The 26,046-nt window shown below is 32.9% G+C and carries 23 protein-coding genes and 1 pseudogene; 11 read left to right on the top strand and 13 right to left on the bottom strand.

Features of this window, described 5'->3' with window-relative positions; all coding sequences use genetic code 11:
* Position 1: 1 nt before the first annotated feature.
* Positions 2 to 1,669 carry a peptidase domain-containing ABC transporter gene (locus G5V56_RS15170; protein ID WP_166966623.1) on the bottom strand — a complete coding sequence of 556 codons (1,668 nt, stop codon included), beginning with the start codon at positions 1,667 to 1,669 and terminating at the stop codon, positions 2 to 4.
* Complete coding sequence (locus G5V56_RS15165) at positions 1,659 to 2,339, bottom strand: TetR/AcrR family transcriptional regulator (protein WP_166966621.1); 681 nt, start codon at positions 2,337 to 2,339, stop codon at positions 1,659 to 1,661. The genes G5V56_RS15170 and G5V56_RS15165 overlap by 11 nt, the downstream gene beginning before the upstream one ends.
* Positions 2,340 to 3,053: 714 nt before the next feature.
* On the opposite strand from G5V56_RS15165, the gene G5V56_RS15160 reads away from it, so the two are divergent.
* From G5V56_RS15160 to G5V56_RS15140, 5 genes are all read left to right on the top strand, one after another.
* The gene (locus G5V56_RS15160; RefSeq protein ID WP_166966619.1) at positions 3,054 to 3,599 is read left to right on the top strand and encodes a DUF4251 domain-containing protein; all 546 of its coding nucleotides are present in this window, start codon (positions 3,054 to 3,056) and stop codon (positions 3,597 to 3,599) included.
* Between the two features lie 58 nt (positions 3,600 to 3,657).
* The gene (locus G5V56_RS15155) at positions 3,658 to 4,233 is read left to right on the top strand and encodes a Crp/Fnr family transcriptional regulator (protein ID WP_166966617.1); all 576 of its coding nucleotides are present in this window, start codon (positions 3,658 to 3,660) and stop codon (positions 4,231 to 4,233) included.
* Between the two features lie 144 nt (positions 4,234 to 4,377).
* Entirely contained in the window at positions 4,378 to 5,472 is a 1,095-nt protein-coding gene (locus G5V56_RS15150) for an alkene reductase (protein WP_166966616.1), read from the top strand.
* Between the two features lie 29 nt (positions 5,473 to 5,501).
* A complete protein-coding gene (locus G5V56_RS15145; RefSeq protein WP_166966614.1) occupies positions 5,502 to 5,927 on the top strand; it encodes an OsmC family protein in 426 nt (141 codons plus the stop codon).
* 6 nt (positions 5,928 to 5,933) lie between these two features.
* Entirely contained in the window at positions 5,934 to 6,989 is a 1,056-nt protein-coding gene (locus G5V56_RS15140) for an NAD(P)-dependent alcohol dehydrogenase (protein ID WP_166966612.1), read from the top strand.
* Between the two features lie 81 nt (positions 6,990 to 7,070).
* Here G5V56_RS15140 and rlmF read toward each other — a convergent pair whose 3' ends face one another.
* Positions 7,071 to 7,946, bottom strand: a complete 876-nt coding sequence (gene rlmF / locus G5V56_RS15135) for a 23S rRNA (adenine(1618)-N(6))-methyltransferase RlmF (protein ID WP_166966610.1) — start codon at positions 7,944 to 7,946, stop codon at positions 7,071 to 7,073.
* 30 nt (positions 7,947 to 7,976) lie between these two features.
* Positions 7,977 to 10,163 carry an amino acid permease gene (locus G5V56_RS15130; protein WP_166966608.1) on the bottom strand — a complete coding sequence of 729 codons (2,187 nt, stop codon included), beginning with the start codon at positions 10,161 to 10,163 and terminating at the stop codon, positions 7,977 to 7,979.
* Between the two features lie 561 nt (positions 10,164 to 10,724).
* Between G5V56_RS15130 and G5V56_RS15125 the strand changes: the two genes are divergently transcribed.
* Positions 10,725 to 11,687, top strand: coding sequence for a fatty acid desaturase family protein (locus G5V56_RS15125; RefSeq protein WP_166966606.1), 963 nt, complete (start codon positions 10,725 to 10,727; stop codon positions 11,685 to 11,687).
* A 28-nt stretch (positions 11,688 to 11,715) separates the two neighbouring features.
* Complete coding sequence (locus G5V56_RS15120) at positions 11,716 to 11,958, top strand: cold-shock protein (protein ID WP_317166434.1); 243 nt, start codon at positions 11,716 to 11,718, stop codon at positions 11,956 to 11,958.
* A gap of 103 nt (positions 11,959 to 12,061) precedes the next feature.
* Here G5V56_RS15120 and G5V56_RS15115 read toward each other — a convergent pair.
* Positions 12,062 to 12,251 (bottom strand): annotated as a pseudogene (locus G5V56_RS15115) (type 1 glutamine amidotransferase domain-containing protein); the annotation flags it as partial.
* Positions 12,252 to 12,337: 86 nt separating this feature from the next.
* On the opposite strand from G5V56_RS15115, the gene G5V56_RS15110 reads away from it, so the two are divergent.
* Positions 12,338 to 15,226 (top strand): T9SS type B sorting domain-containing protein, encoded by a 2,889-nt coding sequence (locus G5V56_RS15110; RefSeq protein WP_166966604.1) that lies wholly within the window; start codon positions 12,338 to 12,340, stop codon positions 15,224 to 15,226.
* 69 nt (positions 15,227 to 15,295) lie between these two features.
* Here G5V56_RS15110 and G5V56_RS15105 read toward each other — a convergent pair whose 3' ends face one another.
* The 8 genes from G5V56_RS15105 to G5V56_RS15070 all read right to left on the bottom strand — a co-directional run bounded on the left by G5V56_RS15105 (position 15,296) and on the right by G5V56_RS15070 (position 21,693).
* On the bottom strand, positions 15,296 to 15,973 hold the full coding sequence (locus tag G5V56_RS15105; RefSeq protein WP_166966602.1) for a type 1 glutamine amidotransferase domain-containing protein: 678 nt from the start codon (positions 15,971 to 15,973) through the stop codon (positions 15,296 to 15,298).
* A 76-nt stretch (positions 15,974 to 16,049) separates the two neighbouring features.
* Positions 16,050 to 17,210, bottom strand: coding sequence for an iron-containing alcohol dehydrogenase (locus G5V56_RS15100; RefSeq protein ID WP_166966600.1), 1,161 nt, complete (start codon positions 17,208 to 17,210; stop codon positions 16,050 to 16,052).
* Positions 17,211 to 17,225: 15 nt separating this feature from the next.
* A complete protein-coding gene (locus G5V56_RS15095) occupies positions 17,226 to 18,224 on the bottom strand; it encodes an NADP-dependent oxidoreductase (RefSeq protein WP_166966779.1) in 999 nt (332 codons plus the stop codon).
* 39 nt (positions 18,225 to 18,263) lie between these two features.
* Positions 18,264 to 18,851, bottom strand: a complete 588-nt coding sequence (locus G5V56_RS15090) for a TetR/AcrR family transcriptional regulator (protein ID WP_166966598.1) — start codon at positions 18,849 to 18,851, stop codon at positions 18,264 to 18,266.
* 280 nt (positions 18,852 to 19,131) lie between these two features.
* The gene (locus tag G5V56_RS15085; protein ID WP_166966596.1) at positions 19,132 to 19,860 is read right to left on the bottom strand and encodes an acyl-CoA desaturase; all 729 of its coding nucleotides are present in this window, start codon (positions 19,858 to 19,860) and stop codon (positions 19,132 to 19,134) included.
* 78 nt (positions 19,861 to 19,938) lie between these two features.
* Positions 19,939 to 20,508 carry a Crp/Fnr family transcriptional regulator gene (locus G5V56_RS15080; protein WP_166966594.1) on the bottom strand — a complete coding sequence of 190 codons (570 nt, stop codon included), beginning with the start codon at positions 20,506 to 20,508 and terminating at the stop codon, positions 19,939 to 19,941.
* 82 nt (positions 20,509 to 20,590) lie between these two features.
* Positions 20,591 to 21,235, bottom strand: coding sequence for a thiamine phosphate synthase (locus G5V56_RS15075; protein ID WP_166966592.1), 645 nt, complete (start codon positions 21,233 to 21,235; stop codon positions 20,591 to 20,593).
* Positions 21,232 to 21,693, bottom strand: a complete 462-nt coding sequence (locus G5V56_RS15070; RefSeq protein ID WP_166966590.1) for a TlpA family protein disulfide reductase — start codon at positions 21,691 to 21,693, stop codon at positions 21,232 to 21,234. The genes G5V56_RS15075 and G5V56_RS15070 overlap by 4 nt, the downstream gene beginning before the upstream one ends.
* A 551-nt stretch (positions 21,694 to 22,244) precedes the next feature.
* On the opposite strand from G5V56_RS15070, the gene G5V56_RS15065 reads away from it, so the two are divergent.
* From G5V56_RS15065 to G5V56_RS15055, 3 genes are all read left to right on the top strand, one after another.
* A complete protein-coding gene (locus G5V56_RS15065) occupies positions 22,245 to 23,975 on the top strand; it encodes a helix-turn-helix domain-containing protein (protein WP_166966588.1) in 1,731 nt (576 codons plus the stop codon).
* Between the two features lie 100 nt (positions 23,976 to 24,075).
* Complete coding sequence (locus G5V56_RS15060) at positions 24,076 to 25,155, top strand: serine hydrolase domain-containing protein (protein WP_166966586.1); 1,080 nt, start codon at positions 24,076 to 24,078, stop codon at positions 25,153 to 25,155.
* Between the two features lie 22 nt (positions 25,156 to 25,177).
* Positions 25,178 to 26,038, top strand: coding sequence for an SDR family oxidoreductase (locus tag G5V56_RS15055; RefSeq protein WP_166966584.1), 861 nt, complete (start codon positions 25,178 to 25,180; stop codon positions 26,036 to 26,038).
* The last annotated feature ends 8 nt before the right edge of the window (positions 26,039 to 26,046 follow it).

Below are 26,046 nucleotides of genomic sequence, written 5' to 3'. Positions count from 1 at the left end.
CTTACAATTTACTTTCAATAATAATTCCTTTTTTTAGTGTTATGTTTTTGTTGCAACTATGCTTCCAACTTTCGTTGTTACTCACAACAATGAGGCTCCAAGGTTGAGATTTATCCGTTAGAAATTCAATAATCTTTTTGGCTTCTTGTTTTTGAAATTGATCTAAAGGATCTTCAAGAATAAGAAGTTTTGGTTTTTTAACAATCGCTCTTGCTAACACTAATTTTTTAGTAACCGTATAAGCTATTTGCTTACCTTCTGGATTTAGTATAGAATTTAAGCCTTGTGGTTGTTGTTTTAAAAAATCCGTTAAACCTAAATTTTCAAAAGTTTCATAAATTAATTCGTCAGAAATATCAAGATTTCCAAATGTGACATTTTCTCTTATGGTGCCTTCAAAAGGAGTTTCTTCAGAAAGCGACAATCCTAAAAGAGCTCGATATTCATTAATAAATAAACTTTTAACAGAAAGATTATTAACATATATATAACCTGACGTAGGCAAAATTAATCCAGAAATAAGTTGTAATAAACTTGATTTACCAGCACCACTTTCGCCTTCAATCAAAATCCTATCTTCAGGGTTAATTGTGAATGAAATTCCATTTAGAATTGGATTGTATTTGTTGTCAACAGAATAGGATGCCTCGTTAAGTTCTATGGTTAATGGAGTTTCTTTTTTAATTAATTCTCCTTTTTGAGGTTCTATAGGTTTATCTACAACTTGTCCTAATTTTTCTATTGAAGTTAATACATCATAAAATGATTCTAATCCCAGAATTAGTTTTTCAACGGAATTAATTATTAAAAGTATAATAATTTCAGCAGCTACAAACTGCCCGATATTCATTTGCTGATTTAGCACCAAAAATCCACCAATCAATAAAAGGCCAGCGGTTACTAGCACTTTAAACCCAATCATTTGTTTAAACTGTAGCATCAAAATTTTAAAATGTTTTTCTCTTGATGTCAAATAATCGTTAACTAGAGTATCACTTTTTTGTAAGGCTAAAGTAGTTGTTCCAGACAATTTAAAACTTATTACAGCACGTGAAATCTCTTGCAACCAATGTGCTACACGATATTTGTTTTTAGATTCTTTTAAGCTGGTTTCCAGACCTATTTCAGCTGTATATTTAAATACAATATAAATTAAGAGTATTAACAAAATTCCAAAAATGATAAAAAATGGATGGTAAAACGATAATAAAACCAGGGCAAATATAATTTGTAAAAAGGCCGACGGTACATCTATTAAAATTTTTGATAGTCCTTTTTGAATTGTTAATGTATCAAAAAAGCGGTTGGCTAATTCTGGAAGATAAAAGTTGCGTAATTCTTTCATTTGTATCTTCGGAAATCTATAGCTTAATTCAAAAGAAGCTCTAGTAAAAATACGTTGTTGAATGGTTTCAATAATGCGCATTTGCATTAATTTTAATATGCCTGAAAAAGCAACACCACCAGTTACAAGTATTATTAAAACAATCCAAGAAGCCGATATTTGAGCACCTTGTAGCAAACTTATAATAGCTTGTATACCTAATGGTAACGATAAAGCCACAAGCCCCTCAAAAATAGCATAATATGCAATTTGATAGATATCTTTACGCTCTAATTCTAATAAACCTAAAAAGCGTTTCCAAGGCGATAGTGTTTTATTTTCCATCAGTTAATGTTTTTAGAGTTAAATCGATAAAAAATTCTGTAGGTGTAATTTCATCATTACAATTTGTAATAGATTTAAAATGAATTTTAACAAATTGTTGATGCAAGGCACTTTCGATTACAGAACTAGCTAAAGTTAAAGGATATTTATAGGACGTATTATAGGCGGAAATGATTTCAGAAATTCTTTGAACAACACGTTTATAAGGCATAAAACTGCCATCTTTATTTTCTATATCAACATCCTTTGTTAAATATGATTTTGAATTTTCATTAATGACAATTTGATTGAGTAACACCTCATTAATATGGCTATACTTACTATCTTGTTTGGTGGTTCTGGAAACTATCTCTATAGCTTTTATCAATTTATCTTTAGTGTCATTAATACTGTAAGTTTCTAATACAAGTTGATATTCTATCCAGCTCCAATACCAAGATGTTAGATAAATAAGAAGTTTATGTTTACTCTCAAAATAGCGATATATAGAGCTTTCATTGGAGCCTATAAGCTGCCCTAACTTTTTAAAATTAAAATCTTCAAAGCCGATGTTTTCAAGTAGAATAATACTATTTTCCACAATTTTTTTTCCTAAAGAAGAGGATTCAGGATCTTTTAAATAAATACCTGGCGGAACTTCAATTTTAATATTTGATAGTAATTTATCCATAATTAATATTTTAGTTTGCAATATTAATAGTATTACTATTAAAAACAAAATTATTATAGTATTTTTTTAATGTATATAGTTTATATAAAAATACACTATTTAACTCTTTTTAAAAAGGAGAGGAGAAGGTTTAATATGATTTAAAAAGTATACTGATACTTATTTATAAAAAATAGTCTTTTAATTACTTAAATGAAAAATTGTAAGAGAATTAGCGTCTTTGGCCTGAAAACCCCTTGGCTTCAACTTTACCAAAGCCATAGCAATAACAAAAGTTATAAAGCGGAAGCGTTTTCTGTTCCTAAAAGAGTTAAAACTAGATGCGAATAAAAGTGTTAATCAATTCGTGTTGCAACCGATTCGAACATTTAAATTTAAAATAAACTTATTTTTAAATAGTTTCTTTAAAACATCAAAATATTAAAAATAGTTTTCTGAAATTTTTCATTGAACTCCTGCCCATTTAATTTTTGACATAATGCTAAATCTCTATCTATTGCCTTTAAAAAGAATATTGTTTTAAAAAGCACCTATTCTTTTAAAAATATAATAGGAAACCTTTGCATTAGGCATATTTATGAACCTATTATTAGGATGGTATCTCTTAAAAAGTAAAAAAAGAAGTCACTAATCTTTTTAATATTACAAACTGTTAACAAATATTAAAAAACTTGACATAAACCTAAATTTTCTGTATCTTAACTATAAAAACAAATGAAATCTAAGTATCTTATTATCTGCATATTAATGGTGACTGTCTTATCATGTTCATCATCCAAATCTCCAATTACTGAGGCACAAATTAAAGCACTAGATTCTATTATGGCTAAACCAGATTTTAGTATTAAATCTGATTGGGCATATCCACAGGCTACGTTGGCTATGCAGCAAATAGCCAATTCAGGATTATTAGGTCCCGGAAATGTTGCAAATGCTATTAACTTAATTGGAAATTATAATTTTTTAACTATTTCTGGCGATAGCATTTCATCGCATTTACCCTATTATGGTGAACGCCAAATGCACATGGATTATAATGGTGGAGACTCAGCGATTGAATTTAAAGGGTTAGTAGAAAACTATAAGGCTTTAAAAAATAAGAATAAAAGCTACACTATAACGTTTAGTGCAAAAAGCAAGTCAGAAACATTTAACACAACCCTTACCATATTTCCTAATTTAAAAGCTAATATACTGCTGTCGGGGAGTTCCCGAAATTCTATACGCTATTCAGGAACTGTTTCTAAAGCAAAAGAATAACTAATTTTAGTTTGCTATACAAAGTTCAAGTATTGTAAATATTTATCATATTTGTACTATGTATTCATCCATCACAAATCATTTAAAACACTATATAAATCCTACAGAAAGAGATCTCCAACTATTTCAATCCTGTTTAAACTCGATATCTGTTGATAAAGGTAAATTTTTATTGCTACCCGGTACACAAGTCAAACATGAATATTTTGTTTTAAAAGGATGTTTGAAAGCCTATTATCAGGATGAAAAAGGGCACCGACATATTATTCAATTTGCCATTGAAAACTGGTGGATTGGTGACTTTGACGCTTTTTATAACGGCGTGCCTTCACGATTACATATAGAGACTATTGAGCCATCAAAGCTACTTTCTATAAATTATGATAGTCTTCAAGAACTTTTTAAAACAGCTCCAATTTTTGAGCGGTATTTTAGACTGCTTACTACCAATGCTTTTATTTCGCAACGAAAACGTATTTTATCTTCATTAGAAAAAAACACAATGGAACGCTATGTGGAATTTTGTGAATCGTATCCCACGATTGAAGATAGAATACCAAACTATGATATTGCTAATTACTTAGGAGTTTCTGCCGAAAGCTTAAGCAGAGTTCGTTCTAAATTAAAACGTTAATATTTTCCTAATTGACATAGGTCAATTGAATTGGTACTTATGAGTTGTACTTTTGATGTGATTCATATCAACCTTGTTTTTTTCTATGAGAAGATGAGACTATATGTGAAAAAAAAACTCCAATTTATTAATTAAAAAAATATTATGAATAAACAACCCTTATTAACACCATATAACAAAAATATTAATCTGAAAAATAGAGTAGTAATGGCGCCTATGACTAGGAGTCGAGCGGCAAACGAAGGTAAAGTTCCTACTAACGATTTACACGGTTTGTACTATGAACAACGTGCTTCGGCAGGATTAATTATAACGGAAGGATCTCAGGTTTCTGAGCGCGCCGTAGGCTATATTAACACGCCAGGCATTCATACCGATGCACAAGTGGAAGGCTGGAAACAAGTAACTAAACGAGTACATGATAAAGGTGGAACCATTTTTATCCAGTTATGGCACGTAGGGCGTATGTCTCATCCAGATTTTCATAATGGCGAGTTGCCGTTATCGGCTTCAGCTATTAATCCTAATGCTCAGTCCTACACACCAGAAGGGTTTAAAGATACGGTAACTCCCAAAGAAATGACCATTGAAGACATTAAAACCACTGTCAACGATTTTAAACAAGCCGCAGCCAATGCTGTAAAAGCAGGGTTTGATGGTGTTGAGATTCATTCATCTAATGGATATTTATTTCATCAATTTTTCAACGGAACATCTAATAAAAGAACAGATGAGTACGGTGGAAGTATAGAAAATAAAACACGTTTCTTTTTTGAAGTCTTAGATGCTATTAAAGAAGTTATTCCACAGGAAAAAATTGGAGCACGTTTCAACCCGTCTCTAAACGGAGTCTTTGGAATGACTATGGATGAGGATACAATCCCAACGTTTGAATATATTATTAAAAAGTTGAATGATTACAATTTAGCTTACGTACATTTATCTGAACCTTTTACAGATGTTTCAGAGATTCCGTATGCCGTTACAGAAATCGCGAAACATTTCAGACCCTTATACAATGGTACGTTAATGATTAATACAGCATTTGACCAGGAAAAGGGAAATAAAATTATTGAAGACGGTAATGCCGATTTAGTGGCCTTTGGAAAACCATTTATTTCTAATCCAGATTTAGTAGAACGCTTTGAAAACAATCTGGAATTAGCCGATTGGGATAATGACACATTTTACACCCCAGGAGCAAAAGGCTATACAGATTACCCAAAGGCATCCAAATAATACATTGTTTAACTTAAAATAGTAACATTATGAAATTTACAAGAAAAGCAAGCGCTGTTTGGAAAGGCAGCGGCAAAGAAGGAAAAGGAAGTTTAACCACAGGAAGTAAAGTTCTTGATAATACGCAATATTCATTTCACACACGTTTTGAAGATGGCGAAAAAGGAACCAATCCAGAAGAATTAGTAGGGGCAGCCCATGCTGGTTGTTTTGCTATGCAATTAAGCTTCTTATTAAATGAAGAAAATTTTACGGCAACCACCTTAGATGTTGATGCAACAGTTTTATTTGAAGATGGTGCCATCACTAAAATTAGCTTAAATTTAGAAGGAGACGTTCCTGAAATTGATGCGGAACAATTTCAGCAAATTGCCCATAAAGCCAAAGACGTATGTCCAATATCTAAATTATTAGATACAGAAATCGAATTAAAAGTAACTTTAAAAAACTCATAAATATATATGTCAACAACAATAAAAGCCTACGGAGCGACGTCAGCAACAGACGATTTAAAACCTTTAAATATAGAACGAAGAGAAGTAGGAAAAGATGATGTAAAAATAGATATAACTTACTGTGGTGTTTGCCATAGTGATATACATACGGTAAGAAATGATTGGAAAGGCTCTATCTATCCGGTAGTTCCAGGTCATGAAATTATAGGTCGCGTAGTAGAAGTAGGAAAAGGGGTGAGCAACTATAAAGTAGGTGATTTAGTAGGTGTAGGATGTCTGGTAGATTCCTGCCATACGTGTGCATCTTGTCAACAAGATTTAGAACAGTTTTGTGAAAACGGCGCTACATTTACCTATAATAGTCCAAATATACATATTCCAGGTACTCAAACTTATGGTGGTTATTCTACTTCGGTAGTCGTAGATAAACAATTTGTTTTACGCGTACCAGAAAATTTAGATGAAGCTGCTACAGCACCTTTATTATGCGCAGGTATTACAACCTGGTCTCCACTAAGTCATTGGAATGTAAAAAAAGGAGATAAAGTTGGTGTTATTGGTCTAGGAGGCTTAGGACATATGGGTGTTAAATTTGCAAATGCATTAGGAGCCCATGTAGTTATGATTACGACCTCACCAGAAAAAGGTGAAGATGCCAAAGAATTAGGAGCCCATGAAGTATTGATTTCTAAAAACCAAGACGACATGAAGAAGCACCAAGGGAGTTTTGATTTTTTATTAAATACCATTCCTGTTGGTCATGAAATGGATCCTTATTTAGCACTATTAAAAATTGATGCTACAATGGTATTGGTTGGAGCAGTAGAACCTTTAAAACCATTTCACGGTGGAAGTATTATCATGGGACGTAAACGAATTGCTGGTTCTTTAATTGGAGGCATCAAAGAAACCCAAGAGATGCTGGATTTTTGTGGAAAACACAATATTACTAGTGATATAGAATTGATTAATATGCAAGATATTAACACAGCTTATAAGCGTGTTACCAGTAACGATGTTAAATATCGATTTGTAATTGATATGAAATCGCTTAAAAGTTAGTATATAGCTTTTTACTATAAGTTATTTAAAGCAGTATTTAAACAAAGTTTAGATGCTGCTTTTTATATAAATACACCTATATCAATCAAACCACCACATAATAAAACGACTTTTTTTATGCCCTTGTGACATAGGAATGGTATCATAATTTGCGGTTACTTTTTTTAGTTGCTTTTCTATTTTTGTGAGGTTGTTTGATTTGGCTACTAGACAAGTAAATAATTGTACTTGATTTTTAAACAGGACGCTTTCCTTTATTAATCGTTTAATAAATAGAGCTTCACCACCATTGCACCAGAGTTCGTTGGCTTGTCCTTCAAAATTAAGTTGAAGATCTTCTATATTAGTTTTGACACCTAAATTTTTAAGTTTTTTAAGTGATCCTTTTATTGCGTCTTCATGAGAGGTATGGAAAGGTGGATTGCAGATAGTGAAATCAAATTGTTCTTGAGGATAAATTACATTTTTTAAAATAAAACTCTTTGTATCCTGGTGGCGAATTTCTATCTGGTTTTGCAGAGCTTTTGTATTTTGTATATTTGATATGGCAACGTCTACGGCTTTTTCGTCACTTTCTGTCCCTACCATGTTCCAGTTAAAATATTGAGCACCTAAAATGGAATAAATCCCATTGGCACCAGTCCCAATATCTAATCCTTTTAGTTTGGAATTTATACTAATGTTGAATTTTTCTAAAAAAACATCCCGTAGATGCAACAGATAATCTAATCGTCCAGGAATAGGAGGGATGAGATATCCTGGTGGTAATAGGTAGTCAGAAAGTTTAAAATCCGCTAACAGAAGCGCTTTATTCAATTCATAGACAGCACTTGAAGAACTAAAGTTAATAGTTTCTTCGCCAGAAGGATTTAAAACAACATGTTTTTGTAGCTCAACATGGTGTTTAACTAATCGTTTAAAATCATAACGGTTTTGATATGGATTTTGTGGATGCATCTATGTAAAGTTACTAAGTAATAAACAATGTTACTCATCCTTAGCAAAATTTAAATCTAGAACATTAAAATTATTCGCGGCCTTAACTAATAATGTAGAGCCTATTGTTTCGAATAAATCATTGGTTTTAATAACAAATTCAGCTTGTTTCTCAATTTTGTAATTAGGAATTCCTATTAACGTTAAATCTGTGGTAGCAGAATATTGTTTTATGATGTTATAAAAAGGTTCTTGCTCTACAGCATTGTTAATTATTTTTATTTCAACAATAACTCTTAAATTTTCAACCAGTTCATAAATTTTTGTATATATAATTTCTGCGTCAACATTGTTATTGTTTACAAACAAAACTCTAATTTTTGTCTGATGCCATTTGGGAGAGGCAATGATAAATCGGGCAATATTCAACATCATTTCAGCATTTTTACTATCGGTTTCCCTCCACCATAAATCTACTGAGTTATAATTACCAAACTTCATTTTTTTATCAAAATCTAAATACAATAAATTATAATCTAGAAGCAATAGAGTTTCCGTCATTTGAGAATACTCCTTTGAGTTTTCAAGTCCTTTGGGCCAACCCATCATAATAGTATTAGGTTCAACACCAGAAAACCCAAACGTGGTAGCAATATTGGTTATGCCTTTATATATATTATCAACTTTTATTTGACGTGCAAAAATTCCGAGTTCGCTAAATGTGTCATCTCTTACTATTTGTTCTGTTCTTTTAAAGGGTTTGTAATTACCTTTTTCCACAATTAATTTAAAGTTAGTTACAATTCCTGTGCGACCAGATACCGTTTTACACAACTCTAACAAGTAAGCTTGATGTTTACTTTGTCCACTAAATAAAATAATATTAGGGTTCCAATTGGAGTTTTCATCATCTGCATTTGCATTTATCTTTTTTAAACCTTTGTTTACTACATTTTCCCAAACACTTCGCCAAACATCATTAGACTGTAATTTTACTTCTTTGCGTTGCAAAGCAAAATATAATAGGCCAACAATGGCAAAGGCAGCAATCATAGCCATCATATCGAGTTTAAACATAACGGCAAAACAGGCTATAAACCCAAGTAAACCAATCCAACGTTTAATCTTAAACGAGGGTTGGAAATCTGGATTTGCCCAACTTTCCAAGAAATAAGAAATATTAATAAACCCATAAGCCGTTAGATAAAACATAGAAACTACACGGGCAATAACATCTAATTCTCCTATTAAAATACCAGCTTCTGCAATAACGAAAACCATGAATAATGCATTAACAGGTTCGTCATTTTCTCCTTTTCCTTTTCCAAACAATTTTGGAGTCACCTTATCTATAGACATGGCTTGCAAAATTCTGGGACCTCCTAAAATACCGCCTAAAGCGGAAGATAACGTAGCTCCCCAAATACCCGCAACCACTGCTGGAGCAAATAGAGCCATTTTCATTAAGAAATTATAATCTGTTTTTAAAACTTCGGAATCGACGCTAAAAGCAATAAAAATGGCAAGACTAAGATACACTATCAAGCCTATGCCTATGGCGGATAATGTGCCTAAAGGAATTGATTTTTTTGGATTTTTCAAATCTCCACTCATGGCAATGCCCGCAGTAAAACCAGTAACAGCAGGAAAAAACACAGCAAATACAACCTCTAAAGAAACCGAACCTTCGTGAGAAAACAAACGTAATGTTTGTGGTGCATGTTCAGAGGTTCCTAAAAAAATTGAAATTAAGGAAATAGCGATTGCTGTAAGAATAACAAATTGAGCTTTAAGTGCAACGGAGGTACTTATTAATGCTAAAGCTGTAAGCATTATTAATGCAATACTACCTGTTATTCGAATATCATTAATAGTCATTCCTAAACCAAAAAAGCCATTAAAACTTTCTGCAAAACCAACTAAATATAAGGCAATAGATAAAGCTGTTCCAATATACAATGCTATGCCAATTGAGCCTCCAATGGGTATACCCATACTTCGAGACAATACGTAGTAAATTCCGCCAGCTCCAATTTTTTTATCAGATGCTACTGATGATATGCTTAAACCTGTTGTAACAGCAATAACATGTGCTACAATTATAATAATAATAGCACCAATTAAGCCTGCATTTCCGACAACCCAACCTAAACGCATGTACATTATAACCCCTAAAATGGTTAATAATGATGGTGTAAAAACACCTTCAAACGTTCTATATTTCTTTTTTTCAGCCATAGTTTTGGATTTGATTTTAGAAGTACTCAAAAAAGACTAAGTGAAGATAACTAATCTTTTTATTGTATTTACACTCTTTGATTGGTTATGCTTCATTTTCAACCACAATTTCATAATTATAATACAAGGAAAATTATTGCTTTTAGTTTATTTTATTTATTTAATCATATAGAATGTAAGAAGCACTCTAAATATTGAATATATTAAATTGACTATCAATTATTTAACATATTATATTAAAAACCACCATTAATTTAACCTACCTTCACCAAGTTAATTATTTAGGCAGCTATTCTTTTTTAATTTCTCACAATCTTAATCAATCTTTTGCTTTCTCATTTTTTAATAGACGCAGTACAGTCTCATTAGCCTGGTGCGTTAAAGAGCTTCGAGGTGAAGTAGAAAAATCAAATAAAAAGTAACAGCATCGACAATCCAATATTTTCAAGAGACATACATTCAAACTTTTCAAAAACATTAAGAAATAGGGTAAATACTTATTTTAAAACGCATAATACCAGTAAAAAAGCCAATACGACAATGGTGGTAAAAACGGTGATTATGTTGGCTTTATTTTTTGTACCATTAGTAGTGCTTGCTTCTGGTATAGTTACCACGGTTTGGCTACTTTTTTTACTCTACATATTAAGTGGATTAGGAATGGCAGGAATAGGTATGGGCGTTATGCATGATGCTATTCATGGAGCGTATTCAAAAAACAAGAAAATCAATACCTTATTGGGCTATTCGTTTAATCTTATTGGAGGTAATGCAACGGTTTGGAGAATACAACACAATGTTTTACATCATACATATACTAATATTGAACATTCTGACGACGATTTAAATGCACCATTTTTCTTGCGGTTCTCACCACATGCTAAGCATTATTGGGTACACCAATTTCAGCATATATACATTTGGTTTTTTTATGGAATTTCAACAATTTCATGGATTACCACTAAAGATTTTGTTCGCATGAAACGCTATAAAGACATGGGGTTTTTAAATAAAAAAAATGAGTATACTAAAGCTGTGATAAGTATGATTGCTTGGAAAATTTTGTATTATGGATATGCCCTCGTTCTACCCATGATTATGGTTCCATTTTCGTGGTGGATTGTTTTATTGGCTTTTTTATCTATGCATTTTGTAACTGGCACGTTGGTAAGTATTGTGTTTCAGATAGCGCATATTATGCCTAATAATGAGTTTCCATTGCCTGACGACAAAGGATATATTGACGATAATTGGTATAGTCATCAATTTGCAACTACGAGTAATTTCTCACCCAATAGTAAGCTATTGTTTTGGCTTATAGGAGGACTTAATTACCAAGTAGAACACCATGTGCTGCCCGATGTGTGCCACGTACATTATAAAAAAATAACCAAAATAGTGGCCGATACCGCGGAAGAATTTGGTATGACCTATAACGTTAAGACATCAATGATACGCGCTATTAGTGATCACACTAAGATGCTTCGGTCTTTAGGAAAAAAGCAAACAATATGTGTTGTTTAAAAAACATTTGTAAAAAAATAAAGAATATATGATAAAACGAATTATAAATAAATTAATGAATACTAATAACAAAACAATTATGAAAGAAGGTACAGTAAAATTTTTCAATCACGCAAAAGGATTCGGTTTTATAACCGTTAAGGATACAGAAGAAGAAATATTTGTTCATACATCAAATCTTATTGATCAAATAAATGAAGATGATAAGGTGACTTTTGATGTTGAAAAAGGAGATAAAGGCTTAAGTGCCATTAAAGTAAGTTTATGCTAAAATAAACATTTAATAATCTAAAAAGCCATCTTAATTAAGATGGCTTTTTTTAGTTTAATAACAGAAAAAGGGTGTTCAATATAAAAACAACTCTATCTGTGACTCATTTTAAACTTTCTAGCAATTTTTCGGCAACAAATTGTGATGATGCAGGATTTTGTCCCGTAATTAAATTACCATTTTCTATGGCATAAGGCGCCCATTTATCTGCGTTAGAATAAAACGCCCCATTTTCAATAAGCATATTCAACTAGCACAGGAACGACTTCTGTTAATCCCACGGCCGTTTCTTCTACCGTTTAACCATTAATTTAATTAAATCGATTACAAGATTAAAAAGAATGTTATTTTAGCAGTAATTTTCTTATAGATTATATTTATGACTAAATCTTTTGTCGCTATCATTTTTACAATATTTTTTATAAATAATCTGGATGCCCAAAATTTAATCTTTTCAAAAAGTGCCGGGAGCGATACTATAGATTCCGATCTGGATCAAGGGTATGATTTAATTACTGATAGTTCTGGAAATAGCTATGTTACTGGTATTATGTCAAATTGGACTACTGGGTCTATTTTTGGTCAAGGCGAAGTCAATCAGACCATATTAAACGTTAACGGCTCCTTTATTGCTAAATATGATACCAATGGATTGTTGCTTTGGGCAAAACAAATAGAAGCAAACAATAATGGGGTAATTAGTAACGCCATTGCTTTAGATGCTAATAATAATATTTATATAACTGGCTATTATTCAGTTGAAGTAACGTTTGGTATTGGAACCATTACTCAAACTACACTTTATGCAAATTCTGCATCGCGAGACCTGTTTTTTGCTAAATACTCACAAGATGGCGATTTTATATGGGCAAAATCCTTTGGAGGAGTCAATGATGATGCTCCTGGAGGCAGCGATATTTATTTGGATTCTAATCAAAATATATACATTACAGGAGCTTTTAACGGCAATGTGGTTTTTGGTGCAGGTGAAACCAATGAAACAACATTAACTGGGAATCAATCGGATATGTTTTTATCAAAATATGATAGCAATGGCAACCTTTTTTGGGTACAAAAAGCCGGGGGAAATAATGGTGATGGAGGTAAAAACCTTGATTTAGATTCAAGTGGCAATATTTATGTTACAGGTAATTTTTATAATAGCGCTACGTTTGGGCAGGGTTTAACTAATGCAACTACGCTATCAGGAAATACAGAAGCTGCTTATATTGCTAAATATGATAATAATGGCACTTTTCTTTGGGCGCAAAGTCCGTTTTACGTCAATGGTCCTGGGGCAAGTATAAGTGGCGACATTAAAATTGTCAATGATGATAGAATTGTATTTACAGGTAGCTATTATGGACTTACTTTAATGTCTGACTGCGTTTCTGTTGATGGTAATTCTGAAGACATGATTGTTATTCAATATGATACCGATGGTAATTATATTTGGAATGACACTTTAAAAAGTGATTCTCTTGATAGAGGTCTTGCTTTAGATGTTGATGCTTCAAACAATATTTTTGTAACAGGCTACTTTAGTAACGATGTAATAATAGATGAAGGCAAATGCAATGAAAGCACACTACAAAACAAAGGCAATACTGATATTTTTATTGTGGCATACGATATTAATGGGCAATTATTAAGTGCCACCAGCGCAGGTAGTTCTGGATGGGAACAAGGAGCAGGTATAGATGTTGACAATTCTGGAAATATATATATAACAGGTTATTATACTGAAGACATCATTTTTGGACCTTCTGAAGTTAATGAAACCACCTTATTTAAAAACGGTGTTAATGAAATTTATGTAGCAAAATATAATTTAAACTTAAACACAGTTTCAGGTACGACTTATGCAGGAGAAAGCAATTGTATTGAGATATGCTCAAGTTCTGACCCAATAAATTTATTTGATAGTCTATTAAATAATCCAGATTCAGGAGGCATTTGGAGCCCTACCTTAGCTAGTGGTTCTAGTATTTTTGATCCTTTACTAGACACCGCTGGTGTTTATAGATATTCCGTTATGGAATCCAATTGCGTCAGTGATTATGCAGATATTACAGTTGATTTTACCACATCCACAATTAATGCTGGAGATGATACTACTATAAACATTTGTTCTCAAGACACTCCCTTTAGTTTGTTTGACAGAATTGAAGGCAATCCGGATACTGGAGGAACATGGTCTCCAAGTTTATCTAGTGGAACGGATATGTTTGACCCTTCCATAGATGCAGCAGGGATTTACACGTATACGTTGTCAAATGTTATTTGTAACAATGTTTCTTCTCAAATGACTCTTAATATAAATAGTACTATTGTAAATGCAGGAACAGATGGAACCATTTCAGTCTGTTCTAATGACCCAAGTTTTAATCTGTTTGATATTTTGAATGATAATCCAGATACTGGTGGAACATGGTCTCCAAGTTTGAATAGTGGTACAGGTGTTTTTGACCCTTCAAAAGATGCTGCCGGAACGTATACTTATAAAATTATCAATGGTGATTGTGGGTCGGATACTTCAGAGGTAGAAGTCATAATAAATAAAGAGCCAAATGCTGGTGCAAATGGCAGTTTGGAAGTCTGTACAAATGTAAATTCGATTGATTTATATGATGGTTTAAATGGTAATCCAGATAGTGGAGGGATATGGTCTCCAAGTTTATCCAGTGGAACGGGAATGTTTGACCCTTCAATAGACCCTGCAGGGATTTATACTTATACCGTGACTAGTAGTTTTTGTGGCACAGACACTTCGGAAGTTAATGTTACGATAACACATGTGACGCCTATTTCTGACTATGAAATAAAAACAAAAGAGTTTAGTAATAATAATAGCATTGAAATTATTATAAATTCAAACTTAGACTATGAGTTTTCATTAGACGGAATTAATTACCAAAGTAACAATGTTTTTTATAATTTGGCAGGGGGCGACTATACAGTTTATGTTAGAGAGACTAGTGGTTGTGGTATTTTACAAGAGACTGTTTCTATTTTAGATTATCCAAAATTTTTTACACCGAACGGTGATGGCAATCATGATACTTGGAGCTTGAAAGGAAAAACAGGTAAAAATTATTCCATTTATATTTATGATAGATACGGTAAACTTTTAAAGAATCTAACATCACCTGAAAGCAGTTGGGATGGAACTTTTAATGGTCGAAATCTTCCCTCAGATGATTATTGGTTTAAAGTTGTTTTTAGTGATCGTATAATTAAAAAAGGGCATTTTACCTTAAAAAGATAATTTTCAAATAATTAAAGCAAAAAGGTTGCTCATCACGGACAACCTTTTTCATAGATAATATAATCAAAATTACTTTAAACTTTCCAGCAGTTTTTCAGCAACTAATTGTGATGATGCAGGATTTTGTCCCGTAATTAAATTACCATCTTCTATGGCATAAGGCGCCCATTTATCTGCATTAGAATAAAATGCCCCATTTTCAATTAGCATATCTTCAACTAATACAGGAACAATTTCTGTTAATCCTACAGCGGCTTCCTCTAAATTAGAAAACCCAGTTACTTTTTTACCTTTTACCAATCTGCTACCATCAGTGTTTTTAACATTCATCAATGCCACTGGTGCATGACATACAAAAGCAATTGGTTTTTTTTGACTATTGAATTTTTCAATTAATGCAATCGATGTTTCATCGTTTGCTAAATCCCATAAAGGTCCGTGGCCTCCTGGGTAAAAAACTGCATCAAAATCGTCTGGATTCATATCTGCCAATACCTTGGTGTTGGCAATTTTTTCTTTGGCTTCAGTGTCCTTATTAAAACGTTCTGTAGCTTCTGTTGAAGCATCTGGTGTATCACTAGTTGGGTCTATGGGAGCAGCGCCTCCTTTTGGTGTGGCAATAGTAATTGAAACACCTTTATCTAATAATGTGTAGTAAGGATTTGCAAATTCTTCAACCCAAAATCCTGTTTTTTTTCCTGTATCTCCTAAACTGTCGTGAGATGTTAATACGAATAATATCTTCATTTCTTTTTCTTTTTTAATTCTATGTTCTCTCTGAAACGTTTTCAGAAGCTATTTTTATTTGTTTTAATGATTTAAATTAGTAAGCCATTTTTACGATTTTTTCGACCTTATCTGGAGATAATGATTGATGCTCACCCAATCCTAACCAACCGCGATCTGTAAAACGTTTTGAAATCTCTTCTGCAGTTCCTTCATAATTTTTAGTGTAATCAGATAATTTGGTATCAATTCCTAAGTCATGAAAAAATGCTACTGTTTTTTCAATAGCTGCATAGGCTTTATCGTCAGTGCTTCCTCCAGTTATATTCCAAACACGTTCGCCATATTGTGCAAGTTTTTCTTTTTTAGCTTCAAAATTATACTTGTAATGGCTTGGTACTATGACTGCCAACGTACGCGCATGATCGATACCATACAAAGCCGTTAACTCATGTCCCATGGCGTGAACCGCCCAATCTGTTGGAACGCCTTTTTGGATCAATCCGTTTAATGCCATCGTACAACTCCACATAAAATTGGAAGTTGCTTTGTAGTCTGATGGATCTTTTAATACTTTAGGTGCCACTTCAATCAACGTCTGTAAAATACTTTCAGCGAAACGATCTTGTAATAAGGCGCCTATGGGATAGGTCATATATTGCTCTAAAACGTGTGTAAACGCATCTGTTAACCCATTTGCTAACTGACGTTGTGGAATAGAGGAAATCACTTGAGGGTCTAATATGGAGAACTGCGGAAATAAACCAGGGCCACCCATGGCCAGTTTCTCTTTGGTTTCGGCTCTTGTAATAACAGAACCTGAATTCATTTCGGAACCTGTTGCGGGTAGGGTTAAAACGGTTCCAAAAGGCATACCTTTTTCCGTTCTGATGTTTTTGGCTAAAATATCCCAAGGTGTATCGCCTTTAAATAATGCCGCGGCAGATAAAAACTTCGTACCATCAATAACAGAGCCACCACCAACAGCTAATAAATATGTGATGTTTTCGTCTTTAATAACTTTTAAAGCTTCCATTAACACTGCGTATTCTGGGTTTGCAGGGATGCCTCCAAACTCAATAACATCAACTTTGGCCAACGCTGTTTTTACTTGGTCGTAAATACCATTTTTCTTGATGCTTCCGCCTCCATAAAGCAGTAATACTTTAGCATCTTTAGGAATTTCATTTTCTAGTTTTTCTATCGTGTCCTTTCCAAAAATAATTTTGGTAGGATTTTTAAATTCAAAATTGTTCATTTTTTTTAAGTTTTTTTAAATTTTAACAATCATTTTTCCTTTGTTTTTACCATCGAATAAATCAATAAAAGCGTTTGGAATATTATCAAAACCATGGACTATCGTTTCTGTGTAGGTGAGTTTATCTTCAGCTAACCAACCCGATAAGTGTTTCATTGCTTCTGGAAATTTGTCTGCATAATTAGAAACTATAAATCCTTGCATTAATGCACTCTTTTTTATTAGAAAAGGCTGTAAACTCATGCTTTTTGGGACTTCTGTATTATTATAAACAGAAATAGCTCCACATACAATGATTCTTGAAAATCGGTTGATATTGAAGAATACTGCATCAGATATGGGTCCACCTACATTATCAAAATAAATATCTACACCGTTTGGTGCAGCTTTCGCAATGTCTGCTTTAATATCCTTACTTGTGTTATAATTAATACCTGCATCAAAACCAAATTTGGTTTTTAGCATATCAATCTTTTCATCGGTTCCTGCAATACCAATAACGGTAAGTCCAAGAATTTTCCCTATTTGACCAACAACACTTCCAACGGCACCAGCAGCTCCAGAAACTACTAATGTTTCTCCTGCTACAGGCTTACCTATTTCATTTAAACCTAAATAGGCTGTTAAACCGGTCATTCCCAAAACACCTAAATAAGCACTTAATGGTGCTTTAGAAGGATCTACTTTTAAGAGTCCTTCGCCTGTTGATACTTGTTTGGTTTTCCAATTCAGCATTCCAGAAACATAATCACCTGCTGCAAAGTTGTCGTTTTTAGATTCAATGACCTTAGCAATAACGCCAGAATGTATAGGTTTGTTTAACTCAAAAGGAGGGACGTAAGATTTAGCATCGCTCATCCGTCCTCTTAAATAAGGATCTACAGATACGTAAGTGGTTTCTAAAAGCAGTTGACCTTGATTGATTTTTAAATCAGCATCCTCCGTTACAAATTCAAAATCTGACGTTGAAGGTTTACCTTGAGGTCTATTTTTTAATAAAATAGTTTGTATCATCATTGTTTTTTATTCTTTTTAAATTTTAGTGTTTATAGGTTACTGTTTGCCCGTTTTTATACTGCTCCATGCAGACTCAAAGGCTTCTTCAATATGGGTTTTGTCTAACTTGAATGCGCCACGTTTTTGAGCCATCATTAAAAATGACAACGGGTTTATAGCATAGGCGTACAATAAGTAATCTGATATTGGTTTTATAATACCTTCTTTTTTACCACGTGTCCAGAGGTCGAGTAGGGGCTGTAAATGTTTTATACCTTCTTGTCTGCTAGGTTCATCTATCATTGGTGTATTATCACATTGTGCTAAAAACATGGCATTTTCACATTCTTTAAGCTTAAAATCTGCGATACGTTTCCAAATAACTTCAAAGCCTTCCTTAACAGACATTGTTTCACTATAAGTGGCAAATGCATATTTTGTGTACTCTGATTTTACTTGTATATAAGTTTTGTTTACCAAATCTTGCTTGTTGTCAAAATATAAATAAATTGTGGCAGGAGAAACGTTAGCCATCTTCGCTATTTTGCTCATAGGAGTCGCATGGAAACCATTGTTATTTACCAATTCAATGGTTGCTTTTATTAATGCATTACGCTTTTCTATGCTTTTTTGAAGTTTAGCCATATCATATTGAATTATGGTACAAAGATAATAAAAATGAACGTTCATTCTTTTTTATTAACAAAGATTTATAATTGATTTGATTTTTGATGGTTAAACGTGGGGCGAAGTAATAGTCCTAATTCTACTAGATAATTAGGAACTCCTCAATAATTTGTATTTTAAATTTAAAATAAATTATATAAACAAGTAAAGGCTAATTATTTAACCAGCTGAAAATGTACATGTTTTAAGTTTAAATAGGAATAATACGATCTGTGAAATAGAATTAGTATTACGTAAGTTAGTTAGTTTTCAGCTTAATAAAACCAACGGCATTCAGAAGTTTGATTATCAAATAGGTGAAATCAATTTCATACCATTTAACACCAAAATTTGCACGACTAGCAAACTTATGATGATTGTTATGATAGCCTTCGCCCATCATTAAAAAATCAAAACGGAAGAGATTTTTACTCGTGTTTTTCATTTTATAATTTACATAACCATATATGTGACCAAACCAATTTATAATAACACCATGAATAGGAGCCATTAAAAAAGTAATTGGTAGTAATAGCCACTGCCACCATGCTGTTGCAAAAAATGCAAAAAACAAAATATATAGAGAAATCCAGAGTAAGCGCGAAAAACGAGAACTCGCAAATGTGTCAAACGCTTTCCATTGCGGAACATTTTTGGTAAAACGTGCATCAATAGCAATTCGTTGCTGATTAATATCTTGATAAATAGTTTTAGTCTTCCACATCATAGAAAATAAATTAGCATCATACGATGGCGAGTGTGGATCTTTTTCAGTATCTGTATAAGCGTGGTGCATACGGTGCATAATGCCATAGCCGTAAGCACTTAAATAGCTTGAACCTTGAAAAATCCAAGTTAAAATAAATGTAATACGTTCCATGGTTTTGGACATTGTAAATACCTGATGTGCCGCATAACGATGCAAAAAGAATGACTGAAAAAACAAGCCTCCATACCAAAGCACAATAACGAAAATAACGATTAACATAATTTTTTTCGCAAAGATACTCCGACGTTACGAGTGAAACAATGAACCTAAATCAATTAAATTCATTTTATATCCCAGTTATAAACGTTTTCTAATCCTGCTTAACGCTTGCGCAGTAACACCAATGTAAGAGCTGATGTATTTTAAGGGAATAACTTTTAGGAGTTCTGGTCGCTCTTTAAACAGTTTAAGATAACGCTCTTCAGCCGTTAAATTTAATAAGTTTTGTTCTCGTTTCGACTTAATTAAAAACAAGCGTTCAGCAGTAAGTCTTCCTATTAAATTGCCTATTTGCGTCTTTTTATAAACTTCTTGCAAATCGTTATAAGTAATGCTTAAAATAGTTGTTTCTGTAAGCGCTTGTAATTGGTAAGCAGACGGTTTTTGTGTTAAAAAAGAATCATAAGCACTAATAAACTGGTTTTTAAAGCTAAAGCCAAAAGTGATTTCTTTTTCGGGATTTTCCTTCGGAATATATAACCGAACCACACCAGATTCAATGAAGGATATATGATTTTCTACATCGTTAAGTTTTAAAAAAACTGTTTTCTTCGGAATAATACGACGCTCTAATTTTGATGTAAAAAAATCCCAATCTGAGTTAGATATAATAGCTATTTGATCTAAGTAATCCTTTATCTGTTGCAAATTTTTAATCCTTGTAATTGATCAAACAAAGGTACGTATTCCGAAAATTAAATAATGTGATTCCTTTTAAATTATAGTCGTTCTATTTAAAGCTGTGGCGTTGTTCTTTTGTCGAAGATGCCTTTAGTAATTGATTAAATAGTCTTATGCTATTAAAATTTCGGGTAATATTTCCAGACGCAGCAATTCCAGAAATACCCGTTTTTAATATATCTGTAACATCCTCTGTGGTTATTCCGCCGACACCAATAATTGTTGTATCTGTTTTTAAAGCTTCAATAATGGCCTTATAACCGTTTAAACCTAAAACCGGAGGTGTATTGTCTTTGGTTTTTGTAAATCTAAAAGGGCCTAAACTAATGTAATCGACTTCTTTACTAATTAATGTTTCACAATCCTGTATGGTATTGGCTGTTCCACCAATAATTTGCCACGAGTACAACTCTTTTCTAGCTAAAGTAGGGCAGGAATCTGTTTTTCCTAAATGGACACCATCTGCTTTAACAGCTTTTGCTATTTTGTAATGATCGTTTATAATTAATCTGGTTTGAAAATGAGACGTAATGTCTCTAGCAGCTTCGGCTATTTTTAAATAGTTCTTTTCTGAAACATTTTTTAAACGTAATTGCACTAATTCGGCACCAGATGTACAGGCTTTTTGGATGTGTTCCAGATGTGATTCAGGAGAGTTTCCTTGAGATATGTAATGTAATTTAGGTATAATCATTTCGCATTCTTAAGTTTATTATTACTTTCCTGAAGACTTTCTAAGGCATAAAATAACCGATTCTTTGCGTTATCTTGAGACCCGAAAATAGAACGAAATAACTCTCCATTTTCTGAAATTAATACCCATTGCGGTGTGCCTTCAGATTCAAATTGGTCAAAAACCTTATGATGTTCATCAATATAAATAGGAAACGGATTCTCTCCGCTGGTAAAAATACTTTTAATAGACGCTTTTGTTGCTTCTCTGTTTACAAAATTAGCGTGTATTCCTGCAACTTGAATTGATGGATACTGTTGCTGAAACTCATAGGCCAAAGGAATTGCGCGTCCTGTACAACCCAAACAATCATTATTATAGATAATAAGTAGCAACACTTTATTTTTGTATGCCGTCATTAAATCTACTGGAAAACCATCTAAATCTAAAACTGGGATGGATTGTACTACGATATTCATTTTCATAATTTTTTATGAGTGTTTACAAATTTACTGAATTAATCTTCTTGAGTATTTTTATTTGATAAGTTCTTCTTGGTAAAGGAACTTTCAACCCAATAAACTATTAAACTTATTGTTGTCATTTTATTTTAACATATATCGGTAGAGCTAGTTATGCTAAAGACAGAGCACATAGAAACTTGATAATTCCGAATCAAAAAACTCAGGTTTTTTTTTATAATTCTAAATTAATCAGTAAAAAAATAAGAAAGGGAAGTCGTATTATAATCGTTGTTAATCAATGCTCAAATTAATTGTGGAACAGGTAAAGATGTAAATGCAGAGAGCATTAAAGATGCTAAAACACTTCTTAAAATAACATTTTCAGGAAAAAGTAATTTCTCCTTGCCCATTTGGAACCCTATAAAATAAAAGTGTGTAAACTCTTATGGAATGCCATAAGATAATATTTTTTAGTTTTTCTTGTTTTTATTCTTTTCTACATTTGTTTTTAATTAAACAACACTTTGATAAACCAAAATTCTATCGCCGTTCTACCCTTTGTCAATATGAGCAATGATATTGACAATGAGTATTTCTGCGATGGTATTACTGAAGAAATTATAAATGCATTAACAAAGGTAAATGGTTTAAAAGTAATTGCAAGAACCTCATCTTTCGCCTTCAAAGGAAAAGATATTGATATTAGAGACATTGGAAAACAATTAAATGTAAATACAATTCTTGAAGGCAGTATAAAAAAATCTCAGGATAGAGTTAGAATAACCGCCCAATTAATTGCTGTTACAGATGGAACCCATTATTGGTCCAAACGATTTGATAGAGAATTAATAGATATTTTCGATTTGGAAGACGAGATCAGTCTTGCCATTGCTGATGAAATGCGAAACAATTTCGGGCATTTTGAAGTACAAAACCATCTAATTAAGCAACCAACAAGCAGTATCGATGCTTATCAATTATTTTTAAAAGGACGCTCATTGCAATTACAATGGACACCAGAAAGCTTAAATCAAGCCATTGATTTTTACAACCAAGCCATTGCATTTGATAAAAACTACGCCAAAGCCTATTACGCTAATTTACAATGCTATGGTTTATTGGCCATGTGGGGTTATATGCCTTATAAAGAGGCTATGAATCTAGCGATTCAAAATCTGTTAATTGCTAAAGAAATAGACACCTCTTTACCAGAATACCCTCTGTCTTTTGTAGGTAAATTTTTTTGGGAAGAATGGGATTTTAAAAATGCATACATTCACATCAATAAGGTTTTAGAGATAAATCCAAACCACATAGATGGGTTAGAGGCCATGGCCGAATTGTGTATTGCCCTTGGATTTTTTGACACGGCATTAGAGTATGCTAACACATTGTTAGATGTCGATCCGCTTTCAGCAAATAACCACTACACATTAGCTCATATTTACTATTATCAAGGTCAATTTGAGAAAGCCTTAGAAACTGTAAATTACACCCTAACTCTTAACCCTCAATTAGAGTTAGCACATCATTTAAAATGTTTTTGTTTGATATGGCTTAACAGAGGCGAGGAGTTTGAAGCATTAATCCAAAATACGTCATTGCAGGCGGAGAAAAGGACGTTATTTCAACTTATAAATGATAAGGCTATTAAAGTGCCTGATGAAATGATTGAAAAATGGTCATTATCTACTGAAAAGGAAACGATGCTCGTGCCTTATGATGTGTTTATATTGAGTAACTCAAACCATAAGGATCTTGCCTTTTCACACTTACAAAACATGGTGAGTCAAAGACGTGGACAAATTATTAACTATAGACAAGAACCTTTTATACAATCCTTACATAACATAGAAGGGTTTTCAAAACTGCACGAGTCTAACTTGGTCATTGAAGATTTTAAACCCTCTCAAGATGCGGAAGAAAAACAAAGTTCAAGCATTTTAGACAGCGGCCAAGTAGAAACGCTAAAAGAGGAATTACTGTCTTATTTTACAGAAGAAGAACCGTTTTTAAATCCACAACTGAGTCTTAAATTTGTTGCCGATGTCTTAGAGTTAAATACCAATAAAGTATCCTATCTCATTAATAAAGCATTTCATCTCAATTTTAATGACTTTGTAAATTCATATCGCTTAAATCACTTCAAATCAATAGCCTTAGACCCTAAAAATGCACATCTAACAATTCTTGGTTTGGCTTATGATAGTGGTTTTAATTCTAAAAGTGTATTTAATACTTACTTCAAAAAAGCAGAGGGCATTACCCCTAAGGCTTGGTTAAAAGCCAATGCGTAGCAAATCATATTCAGTTCGTTTCAAATTATAATTCAGAACGATTGCTTTAGTTTTCTGATGAATCTTTGCATCAAAATTATAAATCAAAAAACGAACAGTTATGACAACTTTACACAAATTTTTAGTAGCATTTATAGTAACTGCTGTAATGCTTTTTACATCTTGTTCAAAAGATGATGACAACAATGCACCATCAAACAACTACACAACAGTTGAAAATATACTACATGAAGTAAACTTTCAAGGCTATGCTATTGTTACTAAAAACGGCAACGATGAAGTTCGCCAAGGTTTTGGGTTAGCCAATGAAAGCATAGGACTGCCACAGGATGTTAATTTGGCTTACCGTATTGGATCAGTCAGTAAAACACTTACGGCAGCAGCAATTGTGCAATTAAAACGCGATGGTTTCATTAGTAGTTTCAATCAAACTTTAGATGAATTTGATTCACAATTTCCCAATGGCAACCAAATTACCATTGCACAATTATTATCGCATCAATCGGGTATTCCAGAATATCAGTTAATTGCAGAGCAAGCTTTAGAAAATGGGCAAGCCTTAGATGCAATCGATATTTATAATGTCATCACAGAATTAATTTCTGAAAATGGACTCAATTTCACACCAGGTTCCAATAAGCAGTATTGTAATTCTAACTATCTTATTGCAGCCTTATTGGTACAAGAATTATCTGGTATGCCTTTCCATCAGTATATTCAGCAGAAAATTTTCAATCCTTTAGGAATGTCTAATTCCTTTAAAGGAACGGACATTATTGATGCTAATACACACGCTCAAGGGTATTTAAATGGCATTCCAAATAGTACGTATTCAATGACCATTCCTTTTGGTGCTGGCGACTTCAGTAGTACACCAAATGATATGGAACTATGGACCAACGCGGTAAAAACAAGTTGGTTTTCAGAGGCTGAACAAGCCGAAATATTTACTCAAGATGTCCCAAGTGGCTATACCGATTTTGGTTTGGGTTGGTTCACCACACAAGAAGGCAATACCACCATGTATTGGCATGGAGGAGATATTAATGGCTACTGGAGTATGATTGGTTTTATACCAGAATACGATGCCACTATTGTATTGTTAAGCAATCAACAAGATGATACAGGTTTGCAACGTAATACCATTATTCAACAACTCTTGACCAATGAGTTTCAATAAAATCATTTTAAACCTTAAGATTATGAAACATACCAATATATTGCTAGCAGGCGCAACAGGCTATTTGGGTGGTTATCTGTTAAACGAATTAATTGAAAAACAGAATCAAGTCGTTGCCATTGTGCGCAAACCGGATGCGCTTAAAAAAACCAATGAAAACTATCTGGAAATTAAGCAAGCCGAAGTCACAAAGCCAGAAACCTTAAAAGATATCTGTAAAGGCATTCATACCGTAATTTCTACCGTAGGCATCACCAGACAAAAGGACGGTTTAACCTATATGGATGTTGATTATCAAGCGAATATGAATTTACTTGAAGAAGCTAAAAAAGCAGGTGTAAAGCATTTTGTTTATGTTTCGGCAATCAACGGAGACAAATACCGACACCTAAAAATTTTTGAAGCCAAAGAAAAATTTGTCGATGCCTTAAAAGCTTCAGGATTGAACTATACCATAGTAAGACCCAACGGTTTTTTCTCAGACATGAAAGATTTTTTGCAAATGGCTAAATGGGGTCGGGTCTATTTGTTTGGATCGGGTAATCAAAAGTTTAACCCTATTCACGGAGAGGATTTGGCAAGAGCAATTGTAGATTCCTTAGAGGATCGCAATAAAGAACTGACTATTGGAGGGCCAGATATTTTAAGTCTTAATGACATCAGTAAATTAGCACTAAAGTCATTAAATAAACCTGTTAAAATAACACATTTACCAGATTGTTTAAGACGATTAACCATTTGGACTTTAAGGACCTTTACATCTGTTAAAACCTATGGGCCTATTGAATTTTTTCTCACCTTAATGGCTGAGGATAATATTGTAACCACCTACGGAGAGCATCATTTGAAGGGTTTCTATAATGAAGAAGCCAAAAACTTTTAATAATATAA

Origin of the sequence: Yeosuana marina, assembly GCF_011762485.1 — a bacterium.
Taxonomy (GTDB): Bacteria; Bacteroidota; Bacteroidia; order Flavobacteriales; family Flavobacteriaceae; genus Yeosuana; species Yeosuana marina.
The sequence above is the reverse complement of the archived record's forward strand: the minus strand, read 5'-3'. Positions and strand labels throughout refer to the sequence as shown.